Below are 25,384 nucleotides of genomic sequence, written 5' to 3'. Positions count from 1 at the left end.
CAAATGCACGGCTTTTTTTAAGAGTTTTTTTGCACGTGTATCCCAGAAGACTTCAATTAAACACTTCTTTTAGATGTCTGATAGAAAGATATTATTAATCTGCTTTGTGAGCTTACTTTTTTGAAAAGATATTTGCAGTCTTTAATGCCAGTTTGACAGATTTTCGATTTAATGTTCCTTCTTGATGTTTAATTTTTTTGTTAAGTTGTATTATCTTATTCTGTAATTCTTCTTGAATTACTTTAGATTTCGTCTTTTCAAGCTTGTTTTCTTCTTCTACTATTTGAAGCCATCTATCGATCATTTCCCCATGTGTACACTTGGTGAATGATTTAACCGATGGCAGAAAATCGATACTTTGAATTTTTTGATCGAATGAAGTGCCTGTAGGATTGGGATTTTCTTTGTAAATATGATCCAATCCGTTCTGCTCAAGAAATTGAATATAGCGGTCAAAATTGGCAGGTGCTGATTTTGCAACTTTTTGAAAATCACTTTGTTCTACTATATCTAAAATTTGAGTCTGTTCATTAATTTGTTGTGGCCATACACAATTCAAATTGTGATATTCTACTAGCTCTCGCATCCTACCATCTTTTGGAATAATTATACTTGGTGTACCCGCAAGTATCGCAGCAATATTCCCATGTAAACGAGCACCAAAACTTAGATCGGCCTTCCCAATAAAGTCGAGCCAAGTTGGTACGTTTGTAAAATAGCGCACACGATTCTCTTGATAGAATGAATGTTCTATATTGGCGGGGAAATTACGCTTTTTAGATAAGTTTGGTCCCCCAAGGTATATCATACGTAACTCACGAAGCCATTGTGGGATATAGTAATGATTGTTAAAAACCTTTACACTTCGTTCAATAAAATCCAAAACATTATCTGGTGATTTAGGCGAATTATTAATTGTTACAAGGGATTGTTCTGTAATGGTCGTTTCTCGAACTTTCAAATCTCTCCCAAACCCATACATTGATGGGCAACCAATTGCAATATGATCTACGCCTTCTTTAAATCCTAATTTCGTTAAATAGCGTGAGGTAATATCACCCCTCACCCCTATTATGCTTGATTTTTTTAAAACAGCCTTAACAAATGCTTTTACTTCCTCATCAAATGGATAGGCTTCATCTAAGTTTGGTTCAAAATCCGCACTTAAGCCAACTCCAATTACATACACAGGTATATTCAACCGATTGATCAATTCTGTATATTTGGCCAGCTTCGATGCAAATTTAGGACGAAATGCATCTGCTAGTGGAATTATATAACCATCATATGTATCATTTATATAGTCTGCTTTTTTGGGTTCAATTTTATAATAATCGGGAGTCAATTTTACATCATCCATAGTAAGTGTTCGGAATATGCTATACGCATAGACAAGGTTTCCAACATTACTACCAATTGAATTATTAACAATTTCATATGCAGGCGTAAAGTTGTCAAATGGTGACATACCTGCACGTATTAAATAGTGTTTCAAAAAAATGATTCTCCTTCCAAAAATGTTTCATCTCTACTATAAAAATATCATATCATCATAGATAAGCAGTTGACTAATATCCAAAAATTGTTATTTAACACCACAACTGAATATTTATATTTTCATTCAAAACGGCACTAATAATTATACAAATTTGCATTATTATAATGAATATATATACATTTTTATGAATTAATTATATTGTCATTACATTTATGTAACATATTCATTTCATATAATAAAATTATTAATTTTTGATGTCATACTCAAAATCACTTTATTGCTGAATCACATTAAAGTGAAGATAAGAAAAACCAGACTTTAGCTTGAAGGCCAGAGTCTGGTTTTTCGTATTTTTCTCAGATTCAAACTGAACAGTTCTTAAGTACCACAATACGTAATAAACGGTCCGTTTTCTTTTGGAGGGTTTTGTAAATGTTGATGTTCTTTTTTTACTGTAAAGGGTGAACGTAAAGCATCGACTAATGTTTCGACATATGAAAGATCACCCTGATCTGCAAATTTGAGTGCTTCTTCTACATAATGATTTCTTGCAATAATCGCTGGGTTTATGTTGCGCATCGAATACCTTGCCATTTCTAATGATGTATTTTCTTTTTGTAAGCGAAGATACCATTTCTTTTGCCACGTTTTAAAATCTTCTGTTTCGAAAATGTCTTGTGCTTCATCCGTACTTAGGCTACGGAATGTATTCGTAAAATCAGCTTGTTGTTGATACATCATTGTTAATAGTTCATCTATTAATGAGGCATCTTCTTCCATTGCTACTTGTAAACCTAATTTTTTACGCATACCCTCAAGCCAATAGTGTTGAAATACTTTTGGATATTCATCAAGTTTTTCTTGCATGATAGTTAAAGCTTGCTCCTCATCCTCATGCACAAGTGGTAATAAGGTTTCCGCTAAGCGTGCTAAATTCCAGCTACCGATTTTCGGTTGGTTTTCGTATGCATAGCGTCCCGTTGTATCAATGGAGCTAAACACAGTTGCTGGGTCAAAGGTATCCATAAATGCACAAGGTCCAAAATCAATTGCTTCGCCACTAATGGTCATATTATCGGTATTCATGACACCATGAATAAAGCCGATTTGCTGCCAGCTAGCTATCAACTTCGCTTGTCGATGAAGTACATTACTGAAAAAATCAGCATATGGATTATCGTGAGATGCAAGTATAGAATCATGGCGTTGAATCGCATAATCAGCAAGGGCTTGTAAGTCTTCATGATCACAGAAATGACGTGCAAATTGGAATGTACCTACGCGTAAATGACTAGATGCTACTCTTGTTAAAATGGCACCATCTAACACTCGCTCTCGATATACAGGTTCACCTGTTTTAACAACAGCTAAACTTCTCGTCGTTGGAATATGAAGTCCATGTAGAGCTTCACTAATGATATATTCTCTTAACATTGGCCCTACTGCAGCGCGTCCATCCCCACCACGTGAATAAGGCGTTCTCCCTGATCCTTTTAATTGAAAATCTCTTAAACCTAACTTTGTTCCTTCTTCACCAATTAATATAGCTCGTCCATCGCCAAGCATTGTAAATTGTCCAAATTGGTGACCTGCATAGCTTTGTGCTATTTGCGCTGCAGATTCCGGCATCTCATTCCCCGCAAAAATTTGCAATGCTCGCTCACTCTTTAAAATACTGACATCAATCCCCAGTTCTTCTGCCAATTGTTCATTTACAACTAAAAAAGAAGGATTCTTCACTGGATTTAATGGTACAACTTTATAAAAAGAAGATGGTAGCAACATATAACTTTGATGTTCTTGCATATTTTCTCCTCGCTTGTTACATATTCTTATTAAACAGTATAAAGGAAAAACTTTAGTAATGCTGGTTTAGGTATTATTTAGAAAATCTTGCATCAGTAGGTGCTTCATTATAAACAAAAACTTTATCAATAAGTATTTGCATTAATTCTTTACATATCCATATCATTTCACAGCTATTAAGGTGATACATTTTTTAGTCTTGCTTTATATTTGGTGCTCTCCCGCGGTTTTGGGCTGTTCTCCCGCGGTTTTGGGCTGTTCTCCCGCGGTTTTCTATTAAACTCCCGCGATTTTTTGCTACTCTCCCGCGATATTCTACTTCTGTCCCGCGAAAAAATAAATTTAAGTCCTAACACTATATTTATATGTACCTTTTAAATCGATCCATAATAAAAATACAGCTTGATTTCCATAAAATTCAATCAAACTGTTTATCTTTTATAGACACAAACGTTTTAAAATAGTTAAATTCTCTTCCAAAAACATTCTATGTTCTTTTATACCACGTCTTTTACACCAACCAACACTATTAAAGGCATCTGTAAACTGATAAAAGGGCAATGTTTCTTCTAAATTGATCAATGGTCGAATACTGTTATAGCCTTCTTTATATGCATTGTATAATGTTTGGTCAAAGCGTAAAAAGTCTCGATTTATCTTGGTGAAATCTATTTCTGTTGAACCAAATCGTACACTTTCAAAATCGATTACGCCTGAAACTTGATCTCCATCAACAATAATATTTGCTGGACGAAAATCCATATGTATAAAACTAGGTCCATCAGGTGGTGCTAACTGTTTCTTCATATTCTCAAATTTTTGGATAACCTGATTGTATAAACTTTCATCCAGTACTTTCTTTACATCCTCTGCGAAACTATAAAATTGGCGCTCTACGAAATTCGACCAACTGGAAAATTCATTTTGTATCCATTCTATATTTTGATCATTTGGGTTAATGTTATGTATTGAGCCATGAAGGACACCCACTTGGAAAGCTAATTTTGAAGAGACTTGAGGTGTTAACGGTATTCCCGGTAATCTTGATAATAAAAATGCTCCTATACAATCCTCATCACCATCCCAATAATCAAGCATTTTCGGAATAGCAACCTTCCCTTCTAAAATTTGATATGCTTCTAACTCACGTTGAAACTTCAATTTTGTATAAGGAATTTTGATATAGACCGTTTCACCATTTAACAAATTACATTTATAGACAGTTGAACTATGAGAATCTTCAACATTGTCAATTGACAGTACGTTTAATCTAAATTGATCTATCACACGATTTAACATTTATATTCACCCTCTCTTTTATATTCATCACATAATTATATAGTAATTTAAAAATTCTGTAATTTAAGAGGGCTATTAAAAAAAAAAAAAAAGGTGCTCCTTATTCTCAAATAAGGATAGCACCTTTATAGTCACTAAATCTTTGTCAAAACAATTCCACCAATTGCCGTTAAAACACCGATAATTTGATAGAGTTTCATTTTTTCTTTATACAGTAAAACACTTCCTAATACGACAACTAAACAACTTAGACTGACGATTGGGAATACAATGCTTGCGATACCAGTATCTAATGAGAAAAAGTAGCTGCTATAGCCTACTACACTGAAGCACCCAATCACTGCTCCAATTTTCACTTCAGAGCGACGCCATTTTTCCTTTGTCACCAAGCTTTGGATGATTAAATAGACAGTCCCACCACCATACATACAAAATAATGTATTAATGGAATCAATTTGTAAGTGTGATGAAGTTTTCATCAAAATACCTAGAACGCCAAAGCATAAAATAGATAGTAAAATCCGATACATCCAAGGCATATAGTTGATATTGTCTGTTGTGCTACCTGGACTATATTGAATAACTGCTGCTGAACCAAGCATCACTATAATACCAATCCATTGAATGAGTGAAATATGCTCATGAAAAATCAATGCTGCACTTAAAATTGGAATAACTGTATATGTACTAATAATAGGTGATGTTAAACTTCCTGGCCCATTTTCAAAAGCCTTTGTCATTTGAATATTCCCGTTCGCATTTAATATACCAATTACTGCTCCAAGTACTATTGTTAATAAATTAAAAGGAGCAAATCCTTTTATACTTCCATACCCTACCATTAACAAAAATGCGATCAGGTAGAAGAAAAACTGCATATGTACTTTCGACATCATTTTACCTGATGTTGCTTTAAAAATAAGATTATTGATGCCAAAACAGAACATCGTCAAAACTGCTGTAACAATCCACATAAAAATCCTTCTCTCTAGTTGCTATTGCTTATTTTAATATGAAGATTGCGTTCATGTAGCAATATTTAAGAAATTCATCATTTCTCGTATAAAATTGGTAGGTTATAAACATGAAATAGAAAATCTAATTCAAAAAAGGATCTTGAAAAAGCACATTCAAGATCCTTTTATTTGTATTTTACTTTTTCAATTTTTTGTTTTGTTCTGTTGCACTATCTGCTCGTTTGAATTCTTTTCGATAAGTGACTTCTTGCATCGATGTCAATCCATTATCTTTTGTTGTTAACTGTTGATGTGGTAACTTACCATCCTTCAAATAGTAACACTCCCTTCTTTATTATCTACTTCAGTTTTTCCTATGTAACGATTGATATACATGAGGGTTTTTCAGTAAAAAAATCAGAGAAGCACTAGTCTTATTATGTTTCATTAATCCAAAAAATTTTTCAATCAAAATAAAAAATAGAAGTGAGCTATTTTAAACCCACTCCTACTTCTATCACCAATCTCTTTGTATCCAATCATTACTAGTAAACTGTGGCAGGATTTCTTTGTTACCTGTTTTTACTTTTGGTTGTAAAACATACCATCCTCTGCCATTGACAGAGTCGTCTGTAGAATATTGAAAACGGATAAATTTCGTTCCTATTGGTAAAGATGTCGATTGTTTTTGCCATCGATTACTAATACCTGTAAATGTGTCGAGCTCTCGCCAAAGAATGCCGTCTTGAGAACTTTCGACTTTGCCGAAATCCTTATTTTTTTGAATTTGATACCAAGTTTGAAATGTAAGAATGGAAGGTTTTTGTATGTTTACTTTCGCTTGTAGGATTGATTTTTTGTTGTCTCCAAATCCGGCAAACCACGCTTTTTGATGTCCTGGAATAGCGACAGGAATAGCATCAGCTGCCTTTCTTGCTACAAGTCTCCTTGTTTGATTGATCGAAGTTGTTTGACGCGTTGGATGTACGCGATTGGTAAGTAAAATGACGATAGTGTTGTTTTTAGGGCTAATTACTAAAGACGTTCCAGTAAAGCCTGTATGCCCCATTGTATTTACATTACTTAGTGCATCCATATACCAGCCTTGGTTCAATTCAAATCCAAGTCCATGCTCAGTATCCGGGATTGCTTGAATCATATTTTGTTCCATTAAGGCAATTGTAGATGGCTTTAATATTTGTGTTTGACCATATTTACCTCTGTTTAAAAATATCTGTCCTAAGATTGTTAAATCATGCGCTGTAGAAAACAAACCTGCATGGCCCGCAACTCCATCCATAGACCATGCATTTTCATCATGAACTTGTCCCCATACTAGATTTCTGCCAGTCCAAGGTTGGGATTCTGTAGCTGCAATTCTATATTTTAAAGAAGCTGGTGGATTAAACATTGTGTCCTTCATACCTAATGGCTCTGTTATATTTTGCTTTATATATTCATCTAATCTTTGTCCTGTTAGTCTCTCAACAAGAACGCCTAATGTAATCATATTTAAATCACTATACTTATAATTTGTACCTGGAAGATTGACAAGACCATGCTTTAAAACGATTGCTATTCGTTCTTCTCTTGTTTTCCCCATTTTATATAGTGGGATTCCAGATTCAAATCCAGACGTATGTGTCAGTAGTTGACGAATTGTAATTTTCTCTTTATTATTTTCTGCAAACTCAGGGATATACGTTACAACAGCGTCTTCTATCGATAATGTACCTTCTTCAAATAATTGCATAACTGCAATAGATGTGAAGATTTTGGTGATTGATGCAATATCAAAAATGGTATCCTTCCTCATATATATTGGATTTTCTGCTTCTGTAAACTGATCATCCAAATATCTGTAGGCATATCCATAGGCTTGCTCTTTCAAAGTTATTCCTTTTGTAGCGATTGAAACAACAACACCTGGCATAACGTTCAGATGAATCGCATTTTGGATGATTTGATCAATCTCATTCAAAGGAGCCTTGACGATTCCATGAATATTGATCATGATTATTATTCACCTCTGACTTTTTAGACGAAGATGTAAGTACTGCTAATGCAAGGACTTAATAAGCACACTGATCGAGCATGGTTTGCATATCCTCTACTCAAACTACATCCTCCTGGTATTACTTATTATATTCAAAAACAATTATCCAAATTAGATACTAATCCAGAACTATTCACTTTAATCGTGAACACGCAGCAATAATGTCGTAAATTTCCCGCGCACGAAAAAAAGGCACCCTATAAAGGATGCCTTTTATATTTAATGTAATATTAATCTACTAAAGATTAAAGTTTAGTTACATTAGTAGCTTGTGGTCCACGGTTGCCTTCTTCGATACCGAATTCAACTTTTTGACCTTCTTCTAATGTTTTGAAGCCTTCGCCTTGGATTGCTGAGAAGTGTACGAATACATCGTCTCCGCCTTCAACAGCGATAAAGCCGAAACCTTTTTCTGAGTTAAACCATTTTACTGTACCTTGTGTCATTTAAATGACCTCCAATAATAAATTTAATTAATTCATTTTCTAATAGAGATAAAAAAATCACCTTTTAAAATGATCGTTACAAACACAATCATTTTTGAAGGTGAATGCTTTGTTTCCGATTAGTTCAATTAACTATTGTATTAATTATATATAATTTTCTTTCATTTGTCCACTAAAACAGGATTATTTTTTGAATATCTTTTTTCTTTGACTCTCAGCTTGTCATTCTATCTATAATATATCCGCCCAAATTTTAATAGCTGTAACTAAGATTAGAACAGCTAAAAAGAGTTGCAACAGTTTAGTATTCATTTTCTTACTCACTTTTGCACCAATCGGAGCTGCGATTAGTCCAGCAATAATGACAATAACTGCTGGGAGATAATCGATTTGTCCAGTTACAATTTTTCCGAAAGAACCTGCAATCGATGAGATAAATGTTACAGCTAAACTAGATGCAATTGTCATTCTTGTTGGAATACGTAAAATGAGAAGCATGATTGGTATTAACAAGAAGCCACCACCGGCTCCAACTATTCCTGACCCGATTCCAACAAAAAATGCTAAAATCGCTGCTAATGGCGCATTAAATTTTACTTGATCAAGTGGGATATCATCGATTTGTTTCTTCGGAATGAGCATCATAATCGCCGCAAGAAGCGCAAGTACACCATACACTATATTAACTGTTGCTTCAGATAAATGATCGGACCCAAAGCTACCGATTAATGTACCAAATAAAACCGCCGTCCCCATAATGGCAATAAGTTTCTTATTTAAGTAGCCACCATTTTTAAAAGCAAGAACACCAGCAATCGATACAAAAAATACATCTAAAGCGCTAATGCCAGACACTTCATGTGCTGTAAAAGCCGTAAAACCAAATAGTGGTGGAACATATAATAAGAGTGGATATTTTACGATGGCTCCACCAATTCCTAACATCCCCGAAACAAATGAACCAGTTAGACCAATTGCAAATAAAACTAGGATATACATAATATCCACTTCATTTCCTTCTTTCTGTAAAAAGTGGCGAGTTCTCAATTGAAAACTCGCCTCCTTTATTAACCTTTTTGAATAAAGAACGTGATGACACCATCATTTTCAGTATGTTCTAAAACAGTGTGACCACCTGCTTTTGCCCAAGCTGGAAAATCTGCTAGTGCACCTTTATCTGTTACATTTACTTCTAGGACTTCACCTGTATTTAGTGTATCCATAGCTTTTTTAGTACGTACGATCGGCATAGGACATGATAATCCTTTTGCATCTACTACTTTATTTGAATTCATTATTATTCTCCTCGTCAATCTTTTCACAAATTATTACTGCAGTTTTATCGAACTGCACAACGGTTTGGACCGATTTCCATTTCTGTTTGTTCATCTTGGTCAGGTGTTATTTTACCCATATTCACTTGACGAATTTGTTGATATGCATTTGGTTGTGGTGGTAGATTTTCTGTTACAACTGAACGGAATTCAGCTTCATCTTTAATATTTAGACCATGATTTTCTGCGAATAGGTCACCTAAGCGTTTAGCTACTGTACCATCTTCGTTTAATTCATCAATAATCATAAAGTGAGCTGGTAACACGATTAAATCTTCTGCTAATTCTCTGTAACGACGATACAAAGTTTCGCGAAGATCGCCTACCCAATCCTCTGCAAGTCCAGCTAAGTCAGGGCGACCAATTGAATCGATAAATAAGATATCACCTGTTAGTAAATATTTGTTATCGATCACAAATGATGTTGAGCCAATTGTATGACCTGGTGAATAAAGTGCGCCTACTTCTATTTTTGATGTTCCCACTTGTACAGTTAGGCCATCTTCAAGTGCTGTATAGTCAAATACTGCTTCTTCTGCATCTTTTGGTGAAAGATAATAGCTTGCACCTGTTGCAGCAGCAATTTGACGTCCACCAGAAATATGATCTGCATGTAAATGTGTATCAAAGACATGTTTGATTGTTACATTTTTTTCTTTTGCAAATTCAAGGAATACATCTTTGAAACGTACTGCATCAATAACTGCAGCTTCGTCTCCAGAAATCACCATATAAGATAAGCAGCCTTTTCCAAGACGAACGAATTGATAGATTTCACCACCATCAGTTAAATCTCCAACTTTAATTGGTTCTAAATGCATACTCCAAGATTTCATACCGCCTTCTAGATATGCAACATCACGGCCTGCATCAGAAAGCATTTCTGCTACCATTTTTGAAGAACCTTCTTTTGCACATACAACTAAAACGTCTTGATCAGTAGGAATCTTCGGTAAGATTTCTTCAATGCCGTCTAGTAATTCAAAATAAGGAATGTTCAAATATTCAAATTGATGACCTTCAATTTTCCAGTCTTCAAAAGCATCATGATTACGTACATCTAATATAAATAATTTTTGATTTTCAATTACTTTGCGAGCTATTTTGCTTGCTGGCCATTTTTCTATAGTCATTCAAATTACCCCCGTAGGTATATTTTCATCTTTTTAATTGGGAGAGCTTATTTGCTCTCCCATTAGTATTGTCAAAATTAAAAAGTTAATGTAGGTGAAGCATCTTTTGCATATTCAAGGAATGTTACTGCGCCACCAACATCAATTCCATCGATGAAGTCTTCTTTAGTAAGTCCCATGATATCCATAGTCATTTGACAAGCGATAAATTTAACACCTAGTTCTTGAGCCATTTCCACTAATTCTGGAATACTTGGTACATTTGCTTTTGCAAATCCTTCTGCCATAAATTCTTTTCCTTCAGGCATTGATAATGCTTGCATTGCTTGTTTGTGGATAAGATTAAGTCCTTCAAAAGTGAAGAAAATCTCTACTTCTTTATCTGAAGCTGCTGCTGCAGTTGCGATATTGAATACTTTGTATGCGTCGAAAAGACCACCGTTACTTGCGATAATTGCTACTTTGTTTGACATTTAAGTTCCCCCTAAATTATATTGTTTTTGTTAAATCGCCTTGCCAGTTTGTCATACCTGGTAAGACATTATATACTTTTGTAAATCCAGCTTTGGCTAGTTTTTGAGCTGCTAAATCACTACGTTTTCCTGTTCGGCAAACGACATAGATTTCTTGGTCTTTATCTAATTCATCCAAATGTTCATCTAAATCGCCCATTGGAATTGATTTTGCACCATTTATATGACCAAATGCATATTCAGCTTCTTCACGAACATCTAAAATAAGACCGCCATTTTTTGCGCGTTCTTCAATTTGTTCAATGGAGATCGTTGGCTCGTATGTTTTTTCAACTACTGTATCATTTGAACATTTTCGGATATAGTGAAATAACACGCCATCTTCTTCTGTTACACCAATATATTGGTGACCAACAGATTCTGACCATGCAGGTAAATCTGCTTTTGAGCCTTTATCTGTTGATTGAATTTCTAAAATTTGTCCATCTACCAAATTACTCATCGCTTTTTTTGTTTTGACGATTGGCATTGGGCATGACAATCCTTTAGCATCTAATTGTACATCTGCTTTAACCAAAGTTAATATTCCTCCTTATACCTTGTAGGGTATAAAATATTTCATAAAATTATTCAACATTACCTTCCCAAGATAACATTCCGCCAACCATATTGGTTACATCATATCCTAGAGAGTCTAGGAATGCTGTTGCTTGACCACTTCTACCACCTGAACGACATACCATGATATATGGTTTGTGTTTATCTAAATCTGGTAGTTTTGCTTCCAATAATCCTAATGGAATATTGACGATTCCTGGAATATGGCCAGCTTTTACTTCTGCTACTTCTCTAACATCAATTAAGTTTAATGCTTCGCCGTTTTCTAAGCGTTTTTGTACTTCTTGAACAGATATTTCTTTCATGTTATTTACCCTCTCCATGCACTCATGCCACCACGGACATTCGTTATTTTTTCATAGCCTAATTTTTTCAATTGTTTACATGCTTGACTACTGCGCATTCCACTTTGGCAAATTACTACAATTTCCTTATTATTCGGTAATTTCGAAAGGTCAGATCCAAGTGGTATATTCTTAAACTGGCGAATATTTCGTCCTTTATACTCGCCAGGTGTGCGAACATCGATAAAAACTTTATCTTTATCATTAAGTATCGATTTTAACTGCTCTGTAGAAATGGATTTAACACCTTTCGTTGGCATCATTCGCCATGCGATAAATGCTATTACCAAGATAATAATCACAGCTACTTCCATCATGTTCCCTCCCCTAACTTTATCTTAAGTTCTCGTTTTCATTATAATACATATACCCGCATAGGTATATAAAAATGAAAATAAAAACTTCGTTATCATCGACTCTTTACGAGAAGGTTCACTGCTTCTTGAATAGAGTTATTCACTACAGCCGGATCACCTTCCGAATTTTGTACGCATGTAACTAAATTTTCACTTACAATTACGCCAATCGTTCGATCTACGCCAGAACGTACAGCAGAAAGTTGTGTAACGACTTCTTTGCAATCTTTTTCTTCGTCAATCATACGTAGAATTCCTCTTAATTGGCCTTCCATTCGTTTAATACGATTTACAACCTTGCTATCATATGTCATTTCACACACTCCTTTCTTCATGTCGCTGGCTTCGTATTACATGACTAATAATATACCCCTATAGGTATAGTGTCAACAGAAAAAATTATTTTTTTATTTTAATTGGGTATTTTCTTTAGTATGAAGGGCAATCAGCACAGAGATGATTGTGTTTGCTGGGCTTTTGCAGGACTTAAGTTGTTGTAAGAGCGGATACTTTTTTATTTGGAGCGGATTATTTCTTTCCAAGAGCTAATTAAATGGCATCAGGAGCGGATAAATTGATCAGAAGAGCAATTAAGTATTGCAAATGACTACTAAAATATTGCAAATAAAAAGAGTACAACCCCAAAGGAATGTACTCTTTCGAAACGAACCATTACATTGCTGTTAATCCGCCATCAACGATGAATTCTGAACCAGTTGAGTAGCTAGATTCATCAGATGCTAAGTAAAGAACTAAGTTTGAAACTTCTTCTGATTGTGCTACACGTTTAAGTGGAATATGTTTTGAAAATTCTTCTACGGCAGCTTTTGTATCCTCTTGAACAACCATTGGCGTTGCTATGACACCTGGGTGTACAGAGTTTACGCGGATGCCATAGTGAGCGCATTCCATTGCAGCTGCTTTTGTCATACCACGTACAGCAAATTTTGTATCTGTATATCCGATTGCACCGGCAACAATACCATTCATAGATGAGATGTTGACGATTGAACCACCACCAGCTTTTTGCATTGAAGGAATAACTGTTTTCATACCTAAGAAAACAGATACTTGGTTAATATCTACAATGCGACGATACTCTGCTTCTGTTACTTCTAAAATCGATTTAGCCATTGTAATACCTGCATTATTGACTAAAACATTGACTGCTCCAAATGCTTTTTCTGCCTCAGCTAATACTGTTGCCCAATCTTCAGCACTTGTTACGTTTTGTTTAACAAATAAAGCGTTTTCACCAAGTTCAGTAGCTAACGTTTTCCCTTTTTCTTCGTTTAAGTCTGTTAATACAACTTTTGCGCCTTCTTCGATGAATTTACGAGCATGTGAAGCTCCCATTCCTTGAGCAGCACCTGTAATAATAGCAACTTTTCCTTCTAAACGAGCCATGATGTATTCCTCCAATGTTGGTTATCGAGATTCTGAATCGATAATTTTATACTACATTTGTAAATTAACAGATAAATGATATATTTGTCAATTAAAAAGAAAGGTGCCATAATAAGTTCAATATTTGTTCAAATTCAAGCAATGAAATAGGTGATATTCCATGACAAATAACGAAGATCGTCGTGCAGCTCGGACACAAAAAAACTTAAAAAAAGCACTACTGCAATTATTAAAAGAAAAAGATTTGAAAGATATTTCTATTACAGAAGTAACTCAATACGCTCATTGCAATCGGGTAACATTTTACTCGCATTATAAAGATCTACAAGAATTGTTAACTTCTATTTTTGATGATTATTTAAAAGACTTAACTGATTACTTTCGCAAAACCTTTAAAAACCTTGAACGTTTTTCTTCAAATGATGAACAACGTCATCTCCCAATATTTGAATTTATCTATCAAAATCAGTTTGTTTTTTCTCTAATCTTAAAGGGTGAAGTCTTACCAGGTTCTCAAAATCAGTTTTGTGAAAGCTTAGTCCAAATTTCAACCAACGAATTAACACTTGAAGAGAAAACAGATATTGAGATTCCAGCACTTAACTACTTCACCACTTATGGAAGTCTTGGATTTTTTATCTATTGGATTCAGCAAGATTTCAAGGATTCTCCTGAAGTAATGGCAAAAAAACTAACATATTTACAAGGAAAGATGTTCAACGAGGCAGTTGTTCGAAACAAGCATTAACAGATTTAAAGATAAGACGTATATTATTATCTAAAAATAGCACCGCACTTATAATCTTTGTGCGATGCTATTTTTATGATTTATTCGAAGTCCTGGTAGGTGTATCCCGGAAATCTTACTACTGGCCATTTTTCTTTTCGTAATGTATTCATCAGTTCTGGCCCAACATTTAAATTACTGCTAACAATTTGTTTTGGAGTAAGTGCCATCCATTGAGTAAGAGAAATATCGGCATATTTCGGTGCTTTAAATACTTCTAGATACCAAAGAGTTTCTTTTCCTGTATTTTGGATATAGTGACCATAACAAAATGGAACATATCCCACATCACCAGCACGGATATTAAAAGTTCTAGCTGTCCCATCAGCCGCATACGCTGTCATTCTTCCTTGACCAGAAAGGATATATTGAAACTCATCATTATTGGGATGCCAATGTAATTCTCGCATACTTCCTGGCAAGATTTCTACTAATGCTGCTGAAATTTCGTGCGATACTTTAAAATTCGTAGAATCCACAATTCGTACAGTACCACCTGGAGATTTAATGGGATCTTGACCTAGTAAATCATGTGTGAAATTCCTAGTGCCGAATGGATCAGGAATCGCAACACTATCAATAGGTCCAGGAACTTTTCCTTGGTAAATATACTTTTCTTTCTTAGGAATACAATCGAAAGCACTTAAAGGTGCACCAAAATTAGCAGATAAAACGTCTTTTGGTGTATGTGCAAACCAATCTGAAATCGTAAATGTATCTAAATCCGAGAAGTCTCCAGCATCAAATACTAATAAAAATTCAGTTCCCTCTTCCAACCCTTGAATAGAGTGTGGAATCCCAGGAGGGAAATACCATATTCCTCCAACACCTACATCTGCTATAAAATTTTTACCATTCTGATCAACAGATGTAATTCTTGCTTTACCTACTGTAACAAATCCCCATTCCACTTCTTTATGCCAATGTAGTTCTCTAACACCGCCAGGAGTTAATCTCATATTTACGCCAGCAAGTGTAGTAGCTACAGGAAGTTCTCTATTCGAAATCTGTCTAGACCATCCTCCGTGCTTAAGTGTCATGTGTATCTGAAAATGAAAACACTAAATTAGGAACTGTCCCGGCATCCGTTTTAGGTGGCACTAGTAAATCAGGATTTTCCAATGCACGCAGTATATCTCTTGGTCCGGGATCCGTTGCACCAGCCCCATCTGCACGAATCGGTTCCGGTATTTCCTCTGAGAAAACTTTAAACTCAATTGGTTTTGGCATCATCATCCTCCTATAATATAGTGAAGCACACAGAAAGAACATCTTCCACTCCTTATGTAACAACATCTTAAGAGGAATCGGCGTGGTGTTAACTTTCCATTCTTATGTGTTTAGCTTCTCATCCCTATATAGTTATGATGTCATTTAGATTAGTGTTACGCCTAATTAGTTGTTGGAGTTGGATTCAACTATTGAAGCGCGCCTATGGAAAATAAATGTCCACAGCTTTATATGAAAAAAGCGAATACGGGAACGAATTTACTCGTTCTCATACTCGCATAAAAATGGTATATGTTATAGATTATTTTCCTCTAAAATACAGCACCTTAAACCACTGATTTATCAAAAATGGCATAAAGGAAAGGACATAGATAAATCCTAATTGATAGGTAGTTAACTTTGCTACTTCAAATACACTAGAAAGTCCTGGTAGGAATAATACTGCATGTAAACTCAATGTCCCTATTATAAAAGCATACCAAGTATATTTGTTTGAGAATACGCCAATCGAAAAGATAGATTCTTTGGACCTTGAGTTAAATCCGTGTATTAATCTGGACAAGCATAATGTTGCAAATGCCATCGTAGTGGCTACTACATTATCACCGGTTGAAAGCCCCATTTGGAAAGCTATAATAGTAGAAATTGCGATTAATATACCTTCTAGAATCATTTGAGTCGTAAATTTTTTATTGAGCAATGGTTGATGAATATTTCTAGGCTTGTCCTTCATGATTTTTTTGTTATGTGGTTCTAATCCAATGGCAATAGCAGGCAAGCTATCTGTCAATAGATTGATAAATAAAAGATGTACCGGTGCAAAAGGAACTGGCAATGCAAAAATAGTAGCATATAAAACGACGAAAATAGCTCCAGCATTTCCAGATAATAAGAACATGATGGCATTTTTTATATTCGCATAGAGACTTCTTCCATTTGCAATCGATTTTACAATGGTAGAAAAATTATCATCTGTTAACACCATTGATGAGGCATCTTTTGCTACTTCTGTTCCGGTTATTCCCATGGCAACCCCAATATCAGATTGTTTTAATGCAGGTGCGTCGTTAACACCGTCACCTGTCATAGCTACGACTTTTCCATTATCTTGCCATGCTCTAACAATTCTGAGTTTATGTTCTGGCGACACTCTGGCGTATACAGACACATCTTGCACCTTTTCTTTAAGTTGTTCGTCTGTAAGATCTTCTATTTCATACCCTTCTATCGCTTCTGATGAATCTTTTAAAATACCTATTTGTTTTGCAATAGCCGTAGCTGTTATTTTATGGTCACCTGTAATCATTACCGGCTTGATACCCGCTTGAATACAGCTTTCTACAGCTTCTTTCGACTCTTCTCTTGGTGGATCCATCATGGCAATGAGGCCAACAAAGATTAGGTCATTTTCATCGTTTAAATCGATTGATTGTTTGTTTGTATTTTTGTATGTGATAGCTAATACGCGTAAGCCATTTTTTGAAAATTGTTCGTTTACTTCCTCTATCTTTTTGCGAGATTCTTCTGTTAGAAAACTGATTCCTGTTGAAGTTTCGACTTTAGCTATTCTAGATAAAATGACGTCTAGCGCACCTTTTGTAATCATGACATTTTGTTGATCGACACGATTTAATGTACTCATGAGTTTCCGATCACTATCAAACGGAATCTCTGCTAATCTTGGATATTTTTCTCTAACAGCTACTTCATCGAGCTGATAATTCCTTCCTAATTTTACAAGAGCGATTTCTGTGGGGTCACCTATATCTTTCTTTTCACCTGTTATGGCATCACTACATAATTGTGCCATCAGTAGAAGATCTCTTTCCATTTCATGTTCTGTATTGAGTTGATCTTGCGGAATGATTTTTTGATTGACAAATACTTGTTGGACAACCATTTTGTTTTGGGTAAGTGTTCCTGTCTTATCCGAACAGATAACCGATACACTTCCTAAACTTTCAACCGCAAAAAGCTTTCGAATAATCGCATTCTCTTTCGCCATTTTCTGGGTTCCAAAAGCTAACACGATGGTCACTATTGAGCTTAATGCTTCCGGTATTGCAGCAACAGCAAGGGAAACAGCAAACATAAAGGATTCTACTATTTCACGGCCTCTTATCATATCAATCGTGAAAATAAATAAGCAAATTATCGAGATTCCTAAAGCTAGATTTTCACCAAAATGATCTAAGCTAACTTGTAAAGGCGTTTTCTTCTCTTTTGCCGTATCTAGTAGATTGGCTATTTTCCCAATTTCTGTTTCCATACCAATAGCAGTTACAATGACTTTGCCTCTCCCGTTGGTCACAAAGCTTCCTGTAAATACCATATTACTTTTATCTGCAGTAGCTACTTGATCATCCTTGATTAAATCAGTATTTTTTTCAACTGCTAGTGATTCCCCAGTTAACGAGCTTTCGTTTATTTGAAGATTGTGACATTCTAATAGTCGTCCATCTGCACTAACATAATCCCCCGCTTCTAATAAGAGAATATCGCCAACAACTATTTCTTCTGAAGGAATCTCCATAATTTTGTTATTTCGTTTAACCTTCGCAACTGGTGATGTCAAAGCTTTTAGATTATCTAACGACTGTTCTGCCTTTACATGCTGAACTGTACCGAGAACAGCATTTAAAATGACAACAATCATAATAACAATCGTACTTTCGACTTCTCCTAAAAGAAGAGAAATAATAGCCGCAATCATTAATATAATGACTAAAAGATCTTTGAACTGTGCAAAGAAAACTGCTATGGTACTTGTCTTTTTTCCTTCCTCAAGCGCATTTGGACCGTATTCTTCTTGTCTTATTTGTACTTCTTGATTATTTAATCCTTTTTCTGTTACATCCAGCTTCTCCATGACTTCAACGGATGATTGTTGATGATATTCCGACATGTACTTCCCCTTTCATTATGGATTCTGATATTTCTACTAGTACAAAATCTCAAAATATAAGTTTTTCATTTTGGACGGCAACTAATGTTTTTTATATTTGCCACTATTACTTAGCTTTTATACTATATTCTTTTAATTCTCTTAGTATGATTAGAAATTAGAATCGGTATTTTTCTTGATTAGTGAAAGCTATTTAAAAGTGATAAAATATTATTGACAATCAAAAAACATTAACAATTAGGAGCTGAAAAGTTTGGCAAATAAATTTTATAAAGCAACTTGTATTACACTGATGACGGGATTAATCGCAGCGGGTTCTGCTACGGCTATGGCGACATTGGATACCACAACTGCAGTTGCAAAAAGCATATATAAAGTAAAAAATAGCAAGCTAATTTCTATTAAGACTGGAAAAGTAGTGAAAGGGTTCAAAGTCTTTAAGTCTACCTTATATAAAAACGGAAAGAAATATACTGGCGTTTACAAAGGTTACCTATATAAAAGTGGCAAGAAATTTACAGGCTCTTATAATGGTTATCAATATAAAAAAGGTGCAAAATTCACAGGTAGAAAAGATAATATTACATATAAATACGGAAAAGTGGTATCTGCCAAAAATGTAAGTAAAGTTGCAAAAACAGCAATTGTCTATTTTGAAGATAAAAATTTGCTTCATACATTAAATGACCTTATGGGCCGCAAAAATCTATCCCAAAATATTAAAGTTGCTGATTTAAGAAATTTAAAAGGTACATTGGATTTGAAGGGTGATACGGATGAAAGAGAGTATTTTGGCATGATGGATTACGTGAACATCCAACCACTCGCTTTCTGTACAAACATCAGTGAATTGTCTATTGCCAATAATGCCATCAATAGTCTATTCCCTATCTCAAACCTAACAAATTTAAAGAAATTGGATATTAGTTTTAATAAAATATCTTCTATCGACTCTTTAGAAAAACTAGTAAACTTAACTGAGTTAAAAGTTGCTGGAAATAATTTAAAAGATATATTGGTTATCGGCAATTTCAAAAATCTAAAAGAATTGAATGCTTGGGACAATAAAATCGATTACATCGATGAAGAAATCAAATATGCTACCAATCTTGAAAATATCGATTTGAGTAACAATAGAATCAGAAGTATTTCTGAACTTGCTAGCTTAAAAAATTTAAAAGAATTAAATCTGACTAACAATAAGATCAAAGATATTCAAACATTAAGTGAAAATAAAAACTTAGAAACTTTATATTTATCCTATAATAGTATTTTCTCAGTTGATGGTTTAGAAGCATTACCGAATTTAAAAACGCTTTATTTAAATGCTAACTATCTAACATCTATGAACCCTCTTGCAAAAATCAAGACATTAACAACGTTGCACATAGAATATAATGATATTCCAAAAGAATCCATCCTACCTATCAGTACATGGGAATCAATGGAGCAAGAAAATTATGTGAACGATACTAATGTTGATGACTAATAAATAAACAAATACCCCGTCAGAGTGTAGTTTATCAAACATTCTGATGGGGTATTTTTGTGAAGTCTTATAACTATGATTTGAATCGAGAATCTATTTTATGTTTCCACTCAGCTGATCCTATTTATCCGCTATTTTGCTTCGTTTATCCGTTCTCTCTGTTGTTTTATTCGCTCTTCGTGACCGTTTATTCGCTCTCTCTGCCCGTTTATTCGCTCCAAATCAAATTGTATTCGCCCTTTCAGCAATTTACGTCTTTTTGAGTAGCTCTATGCAGCGGTAAATACTCTTATATGTTCGCGGCAAGATTACTAGATTGGACCAAGCATCTGGGCCGCGTATCAGGTCCAGCAACTATAATTATTCGCTCTTCGTGACCGTTTATTCGCTCTCTCCACAGATTTATTCGCTCCCTCTACCCGTTTATTCGCTCCAAATCAAATTGTATTCGCCCTTTTAGCAATTTACGTCTTTTATATTGAGGGATTTTCTCATCAATGGCCTAACAACAATTTACGTCCTTGAAACCGCTGATATTTCCAGCTATATAATCTCCTTCAGAAGCACAAAAAGACCAATTGATTTGGTTGATCGATTGGTCTGGAAAATGGGTGATTCTTTACTGTTATATAGCTGCGAAGACTTTTAATTTGTCATTTAATTTTTGGTAAATAATTTTCATATAAGGTTCGCTCGATTTTTCTACTGCTTCATCCAACGACATCCATTGAATGGCACTGTTTTCATCGGGTTTGATTTTTGTTATTTCATTTTCGTCTGCTTCGATAAGATATGTTACATTTAGGTGAACATGTGTTGCGACGTGCTTTCCCTTTTTCACATGGCCATCTACACCTAGAATTTCAAGAGAATAGATTTGTTCAGAGAGTGGTTTGATATTCTTCAATCCTGTTTCTTCTCCTGTTTCTTTAAGAGCAACGTGCAAAAGATCAGGATCTCCATCTGCATGCCCTCCTAGCCAAGCCCAAGATTTATAAATATTATGGTATGCCATTAAAACTTTACTATGATCGTGGTTAACTATCCAAGCAGATGCAGTAAAATGAGCAAATTCGTTATTTCTTGTTAATGTATCCGGAAAAGTATCTATATATCGAATCATGACTGCACGATCTTTTTCCTCTTGTTCGTTGTATGCTTTATAAGCAATTAATTGATTTCGTATATTCAAGTGACTCTGCCTCCATTGAGAAATTCATCCTTGCTTACATTGTAGCTTTTCGCTTTCCTTTGGTCAAAGTAGCTTTTTTCTTACTGAAAATAAATCTTCTCTGGGTAGCTATAATCACCAAAGGTTTTATTGTTAATCCTTATAAAATCTTCATTAACATTCATATATACATTATTTTTTAATACTTTTTTATTTGTATCACTTAATTTATTATAAATTGGTTTGTATGCACTACCTGGTCCATTGTTCATCCATACCATAAACTGCATAGCTCGGGGGACTCCAATAAATGTATTCAATTGAATAGTTGGATTACTAGCACCACTCAATAATATACCGCGAGTATTGTCATCGGAAATGCTTTTATCTCCTATATCCGTAAAAGTATTTTTTTCAATAATAAGATTAGACCAATTCATCACTCGAATAGCATCTGAGCTCATATTTTGAATCTGGTTATTACGAATTACAACTTTTTTATGTAGGCTACCTTCAGAATATTTATGTGTTCCAACAGCTCGATCCAAACTATCGAATATGTTATTCGTGATTAAGACATCATTATTTGCCTGTTTATCATATTTACTCCAATCATGAGTAAATCCTTGTGTTGTAAGATCTGGTGTATCTAAATTAATCCCTTCTTTATCATGTCCTTCCCAATGTTGAGATGAAACAAAAGTAGAATTCTTTATAACAACATGATTTGAAGCATCAAGTTCGATAAAGTGACCACCATACATATTTTTAAATTGAATATGGTCAATCGTAATATTCGAGTTATGTCCCATAACAATTCCTAATGATTGAAAATCATAGTTTAAATCAATGGTTGCATCGCCTTTGCCAATCAGTTTAATATTTTTTTCTCCATTAAACTTGCCATATACATGCTTCTTATTAGCTTTAGATGGTCGAACAAATTGAAAAATGGAGTGGGATGGATCCATATTCTCTACTCCTGTTTCATTTCCTTTTACAATTTCCACACCATCTTCTAGCTGAATCGTAACATTGGATGGTACATATAAAGAATTCGTGACTATATATGTTCCCTTTTTTAATACTAATTTCCCGCCACCGGTTTTTTCAAGCTTCTCAAGATACGAGCGAAGCATATAATATGTTTTCGTATTGCTATTATATGTAGAAAACTTCGTCATCTTTTTATCTAGCACTTTAGTTTTAGTTGATAAAGTATACGTTGGCTTTTTGGGTGTTTTTGTCTTTGCATTAGACATAGATTTTGTTCCCATAAAATTAAACAAAACTACCGCAAAAATTAAGATTGAAAGAGTAGCTTTCTTAAAATATTCAAATGAAGTATTTCTTTTTGCCTTTATTTTCGGCATTTCCATATTGAACCAATTCCTTTTTAAAATATTACAAACCGACATTAATAAGTCTAATTACCTATTATAATTCAGTCTGATTTATATAGTATAGACTACATTTTTTATGTTAAAATATTAAATACAAATACGAGCATAATTGTTCATTTTTCAAACAATTCCTTCACAATTATAGAATAATAAAATGGTCGTTTTTTAAAAACCCCCTTCCTATTTTCTATTTTTTAAACCTTAATGGTTATAAAAGAAAGGTTTTTTATTATAAACTTTTGTATTATCAATTCAAGTGAATGAGGTATAATTTATCTATACAATAGATAGTAATTGGTACTTTATATATCATGAAAATATAGGAATTAAGTTTCAAAAGGAGATTCAATTAGTAATGAAAGCAGCTAGATTTTTACTCGAATATTTAAGAGAAAATGGAGTTAATTATATCTTTGGTATCCCTGCAGGATCAATAAATGCAATTTTTGATGAACTTAATGATGTACCCGAAATAACTCCCATTGTAACAAAACATGAAGGCGCAGCTGCTTATATGGCTGCAGCCTATGCAAAATTCACAAATAACTTAAGTGTAAGTATTGGTAGCAGCGGCCCTGGTGGAACTAATCTATTATCAGGTGCTGCCAATGCGATGCGTGAGCACTTACCAATCTTATTTATAACTGGTTCTGTTCCATTAAATTCAATAGGTTTAAATGCGGCTCAAGAATTAGATGCTAGTCCAATTTTCAAACCCGTTACAAAATATAGTGTATTGGTAAAGGATTCAAAGGATTTAATAAAAGAAGTGAAGAAAGCATGCGAAATTGCTATTTCCGATGTACCAGGTCCTGTACATATTGCGATACCACTTGATATTCAAAATGCGACAATAGAAGATTGGAAATTCCCAGAACCAATCAAAAAAACAATAATCCCCCCTGACCCTACCGCCATTAAGAAAGTTGCACAAAAATTACTTTTAGAAGAAAACGGTATTATTTTTGTTGGTCAAGGTGTGAGATATTCTGCTCCTCAAGTTATAGAATTGGCTGAATTACTAAATTGGCCAATCATAACTACTCCAATTGCTAAAGGGATTATCCCCGAAACTCATCCACTCGTAACCGGTGTTTTCGGCTTTGCTGGTCATGAAAAAACTTCATCAATTATCAATAACGGAAATGGGAATGTACTTCTGGTCATTGGATCAAGCTTAGGCGAAACAGCTACCAATAACTATAATCCCAACCTTACAAAAAATCGTTATACAATCCAAATAGATTTTGACAAAACCGTCTTTAACCGTAAATATTCTATCGACTTACCTGTTCTTGGAGATATTCAGTTAAGCTTAGATTTATTATTAGACGAATTAAAAAAATCTGGGCGAACTAGAACCATTTATAAGTTAGAACATAGCAAGTTGGAAAATTTTGATGAAACTACTGTTGAATATAATACGATGAATACTCTACAAGTTCTTCAAAAATACTTACCTATTTCTACTCGCTATGCGATTGATGTTGGTGAATTTATGTCATATGTCATTCATTATATGAAAGCTTTAGATTTTACTTCTTTCGATATCAATGTACACTTTGGTGCAATGGGCAATGGTATTGCAACAGCAATTGGTTCTAAACTAGCTGAACCTGAGCGCTCTACCGTTTGTATTACAGGTGATGGATGCTTTTTCATGCATGGCATGGAAATTTTAACAGCAAAAGAATATAATCTTCCAATTCTTTTTGTTGTCATAAATAATGCACGATTAGGTTTGGTATATCATGGTCATGAAATGCAATTCCACCGCACACACCCATCTTTTGAACAACAACCAGTTAAAATAAGTGCAATTGCCTCTGCTATGGATATTCCAAGTTATCGGGTATCAAGTATGCAAGACTTAAATAATGAGCTGATGAAGCAATTTAAAAACTTAAAGGGTCCTGTAGTTTTAGAAATTGCTTTAGTTGATCATAACCTTCCTCCAGTTGGTGATCGCGTGAAATTCTTATCTTCTTTTGGTAAGTAATATAAAAGCCATATAGAAGGAACTGTAAACCCTTCTGTATGGCTTTTATCAAAATTTTATATATTAAAATATGATTCTTGAATAACCTTTTTAACAACTTCCATTGTTTGCCCTTTAAATTTGTCTGCTACTGGGATCCCTGACGGATTAGAGTATTTACAACTCCCCTCATTCCTATCATATTGATAGCCAAGCTCTCTTAATAATCTTTGCAAATTATTTGGAATTCCTTCTAGTTTCGTTTGTTCTTTGAAATAATTTGTCGGTAAAATTTCAACGTCCACATCCTTATTGCTTGTATGTACGATAAACAGGTCTTGTTCATTTTGAACAATCCATTGATTTTTAGAGTAAATTGAAATTCTGGCTTCATCTAAAGCAGATATGGCATTTAAATTCACACCAAAAATGTCGTTTATGAACTGACGAATCCCTTCACCAGTAATAGCTTCTTTGGCATGATTAATATATGCATCAAGAACAACTTTGACTGTTAACTCATTATTAGGATGCAAATCTATTGTTTCAGGTATATGTAAAATAGGTGCTTGTTCTAAATCAATTTCAAAAACTTTTTTAACAGCATCACAAACGTCTGAACTATCAATCGCTTTCCCTTGTGAAACCAAATAACAATCCATGGTCGTAACTTTTGACATTACTTTATCTCCTAA

The 25,384-nt window shown here is 34.4% G+C and carries 23 protein-coding genes and 1 pseudogene; 3 read left to right on the top strand and 21 right to left on the bottom strand.

The features are described 5' to 3' along the window. Positions 1 to 112: 112 nt before the first annotated feature. From D1606_RS07765 to D1606_RS07690, 16 genes are all read right to left on the bottom strand, one after another. Positions 113 to 1,495 carry a polysaccharide pyruvyl transferase family protein gene (locus D1606_RS07765; RefSeq protein ID WP_119415437.1) on the bottom strand — a complete coding sequence of 461 codons (1,383 nt, stop codon included), beginning with the start codon at positions 1,493 to 1,495 and terminating at the stop codon, positions 113 to 115. A 381-nt stretch (positions 1,496 to 1,876) separates the two neighbouring features. Further along, a complete protein-coding gene (locus D1606_RS07760) occupies positions 1,877 to 3,304 on the bottom strand; it encodes a protein adenylyltransferase SelO (protein WP_119415436.1) in 1,428 nt (475 codons plus the stop codon). Positions 3,305 to 3,742: 438 nt separating this feature from the next. Then, entirely contained in the window at positions 3,743 to 4,603 is an 861-nt protein-coding gene (locus D1606_RS07755; protein WP_119415435.1) for an aminoglycoside phosphotransferase family protein, read from the bottom strand. Between the two features lie 134 nt (positions 4,604 to 4,737). Continuing rightward, positions 4,738 to 5,577 (bottom strand): DMT family transporter, encoded by an 840-nt coding sequence (locus D1606_RS07750; RefSeq protein WP_119415434.1) that lies wholly within the window; start codon positions 5,575 to 5,577, stop codon positions 4,738 to 4,740. 178 nt (positions 5,578 to 5,755) lie between these two features. Continuing rightward, entirely contained in the window at positions 5,756 to 5,893 is a 138-nt protein-coding gene (locus D1606_RS07745; RefSeq protein ID WP_119415433.1) for a YfhE family protein, read from the bottom strand. A gap of 183 nt (positions 5,894 to 6,076) precedes the next feature. Further along, the gene (locus D1606_RS07740) at positions 6,077 to 7,573 is read right to left on the bottom strand and encodes a serine hydrolase domain-containing protein (RefSeq protein WP_119415432.1); all 1,497 of its coding nucleotides are present in this window, start codon (positions 7,571 to 7,573) and stop codon (positions 6,077 to 6,079) included. Between the two features lie 287 nt (positions 7,574 to 7,860). Next, a complete protein-coding gene (locus D1606_RS07735) occupies positions 7,861 to 8,061 on the bottom strand; it encodes a cold-shock protein (protein WP_119415431.1) in 201 nt (66 codons plus the stop codon). Between the two features lie 231 nt (positions 8,062 to 8,292). Continuing rightward, a complete protein-coding gene (locus D1606_RS07730; RefSeq protein WP_119415451.1) occupies positions 8,293 to 9,060 on the bottom strand; it encodes a sulfite exporter TauE/SafE family protein in 768 nt (255 codons plus the stop codon). Positions 9,061 to 9,128: 68 nt separating this feature from the next. Continuing rightward, positions 9,129 to 9,356 (bottom strand): sulfurtransferase TusA family protein, encoded by a 228-nt coding sequence (locus D1606_RS07725; RefSeq protein WP_119415430.1) that lies wholly within the window; start codon positions 9,354 to 9,356, stop codon positions 9,129 to 9,131. A 44-nt stretch (positions 9,357 to 9,400) separates the two neighbouring features. After that, entirely contained in the window at positions 9,401 to 10,528 is a 1,128-nt protein-coding gene (locus D1606_RS07720; protein ID WP_119415429.1) for an MBL fold metallo-hydrolase, read from the bottom strand. A gap of 77 nt (positions 10,529 to 10,605) precedes the next feature. Further along, positions 10,606 to 11,001 carry a DsrE/DsrF/DrsH-like family protein gene (locus tag D1606_RS07715; RefSeq protein ID WP_119415428.1) on the bottom strand — a complete coding sequence of 132 codons (396 nt, stop codon included), beginning with the start codon at positions 10,999 to 11,001 and terminating at the stop codon, positions 10,606 to 10,608. A 16-nt stretch (positions 11,002 to 11,017) separates the two neighbouring features. Further along, the gene (locus D1606_RS07710) at positions 11,018 to 11,530 is read right to left on the bottom strand and encodes a sulfurtransferase TusA family protein (protein ID WP_369973771.1); all 513 of its coding nucleotides are present in this window, start codon (positions 11,528 to 11,530) and stop codon (positions 11,018 to 11,020) included. Positions 11,531 to 11,627: 97 nt separating this feature from the next. Continuing rightward, complete coding sequence (locus D1606_RS07705) at positions 11,628 to 11,924, bottom strand: rhodanese-like domain-containing protein (protein WP_119415426.1); 297 nt, start codon at positions 11,922 to 11,924, stop codon at positions 11,628 to 11,630. A gap of 5 nt (positions 11,925 to 11,929) precedes the next feature. Then, a complete protein-coding gene (locus D1606_RS07700; protein WP_119415425.1) occupies positions 11,930 to 12,277 on the bottom strand; it encodes a rhodanese-like domain-containing protein in 348 nt (115 codons plus the stop codon). 95 nt (positions 12,278 to 12,372) lie between these two features. Then, on the bottom strand, positions 12,373 to 12,633 hold the full coding sequence (locus D1606_RS07695; protein WP_119415424.1) for a metal-sensitive transcriptional regulator: 261 nt from the start codon (positions 12,631 to 12,633) through the stop codon (positions 12,373 to 12,375). A 358-nt stretch (positions 12,634 to 12,991) separates the two neighbouring features. Beyond that, complete coding sequence (locus tag D1606_RS07690) at positions 12,992 to 13,726, bottom strand: glucose 1-dehydrogenase (RefSeq protein WP_119415423.1); 735 nt, start codon at positions 13,724 to 13,726, stop codon at positions 12,992 to 12,994. A 160-nt stretch (positions 13,727 to 13,886) separates the two neighbouring features. On the opposite strand from D1606_RS07690, the gene D1606_RS07685 reads away from it, so the two are divergent. Beyond that, positions 13,887 to 14,474, top strand: coding sequence for a TetR/AcrR family transcriptional regulator (locus D1606_RS07685; RefSeq protein WP_119415422.1), 588 nt, complete (start codon positions 13,887 to 13,889; stop codon positions 14,472 to 14,474). 80 nt (positions 14,475 to 14,554) lie between these two features. Here D1606_RS07685 and D1606_RS07680 read toward each other — a convergent pair. Then, a pseudogene (locus D1606_RS07680) lies at positions 14,555 to 15,743 on the bottom strand (cupin domain-containing protein). Between the two features lie 301 nt (positions 15,744 to 16,044). Beyond that, the gene (locus D1606_RS07675) at positions 16,045 to 18,648 is read right to left on the bottom strand and encodes a cation-translocating P-type ATPase (RefSeq protein WP_119415421.1); all 2,604 of its coding nucleotides are present in this window, start codon (positions 18,646 to 18,648) and stop codon (positions 16,045 to 16,047) included. Between the two features lie 253 nt (positions 18,649 to 18,901). Here D1606_RS07675 and D1606_RS07670 point away from each other — a divergent pair, with 253 nt between their 5' ends. Further along, positions 18,902 to 20,137 (top strand): leucine-rich repeat domain-containing protein, encoded by a 1,236-nt coding sequence (locus D1606_RS07670; RefSeq protein ID WP_119415420.1) that lies wholly within the window; start codon positions 18,902 to 18,904, stop codon positions 20,135 to 20,137. A 625-nt stretch (positions 20,138 to 20,762) separates the two neighbouring features. Here the strand turns inward: D1606_RS07670 and D1606_RS07665 are convergent. Continuing rightward, positions 20,763 to 21,329, bottom strand: coding sequence for an NUDIX hydrolase (locus D1606_RS07665; RefSeq protein WP_119415419.1), 567 nt, complete (start codon positions 21,327 to 21,329; stop codon positions 20,763 to 20,765). 80 nt (positions 21,330 to 21,409) lie between these two features. Further along, the gene (locus D1606_RS07660) at positions 21,410 to 22,570 is read right to left on the bottom strand and encodes a right-handed parallel beta-helix repeat-containing protein (RefSeq protein WP_233548048.1); all 1,161 of its coding nucleotides are present in this window, start codon (positions 22,568 to 22,570) and stop codon (positions 21,410 to 21,412) included. Positions 22,571 to 23,066: 496 nt separating this feature from the next. Between D1606_RS07660 and D1606_RS07655 the strand changes: the two genes are divergently transcribed. After that, complete coding sequence (locus tag D1606_RS07655; protein WP_119415418.1) at positions 23,067 to 24,710, top strand: thiamine pyrophosphate-binding protein; 1,644 nt, start codon at positions 23,067 to 23,069, stop codon at positions 24,708 to 24,710. Positions 24,711 to 24,766: 56 nt separating this feature from the next. Here D1606_RS07655 and D1606_RS07650 read toward each other — a convergent pair whose 3' ends face one another. Further along, the gene (locus D1606_RS07650; RefSeq protein ID WP_119415417.1) at positions 24,767 to 25,369 is read right to left on the bottom strand and encodes a hypothetical protein; all 603 of its coding nucleotides are present in this window, start codon (positions 25,367 to 25,369) and stop codon (positions 24,767 to 24,769) included. Positions 25,370 to 25,384 lie beyond the last annotated feature (15 nt).

Origin of the sequence: Rummeliibacillus sp. POC4 (assembly GCF_003576525.1) — a bacterium.
Classification (GTDB): Bacteria; Bacillota; Bacilli; order Bacillales_A; family Planococcaceae; genus Rummeliibacillus.
This window is presented reverse-complemented; position numbering and strand designations above follow the sequence as displayed.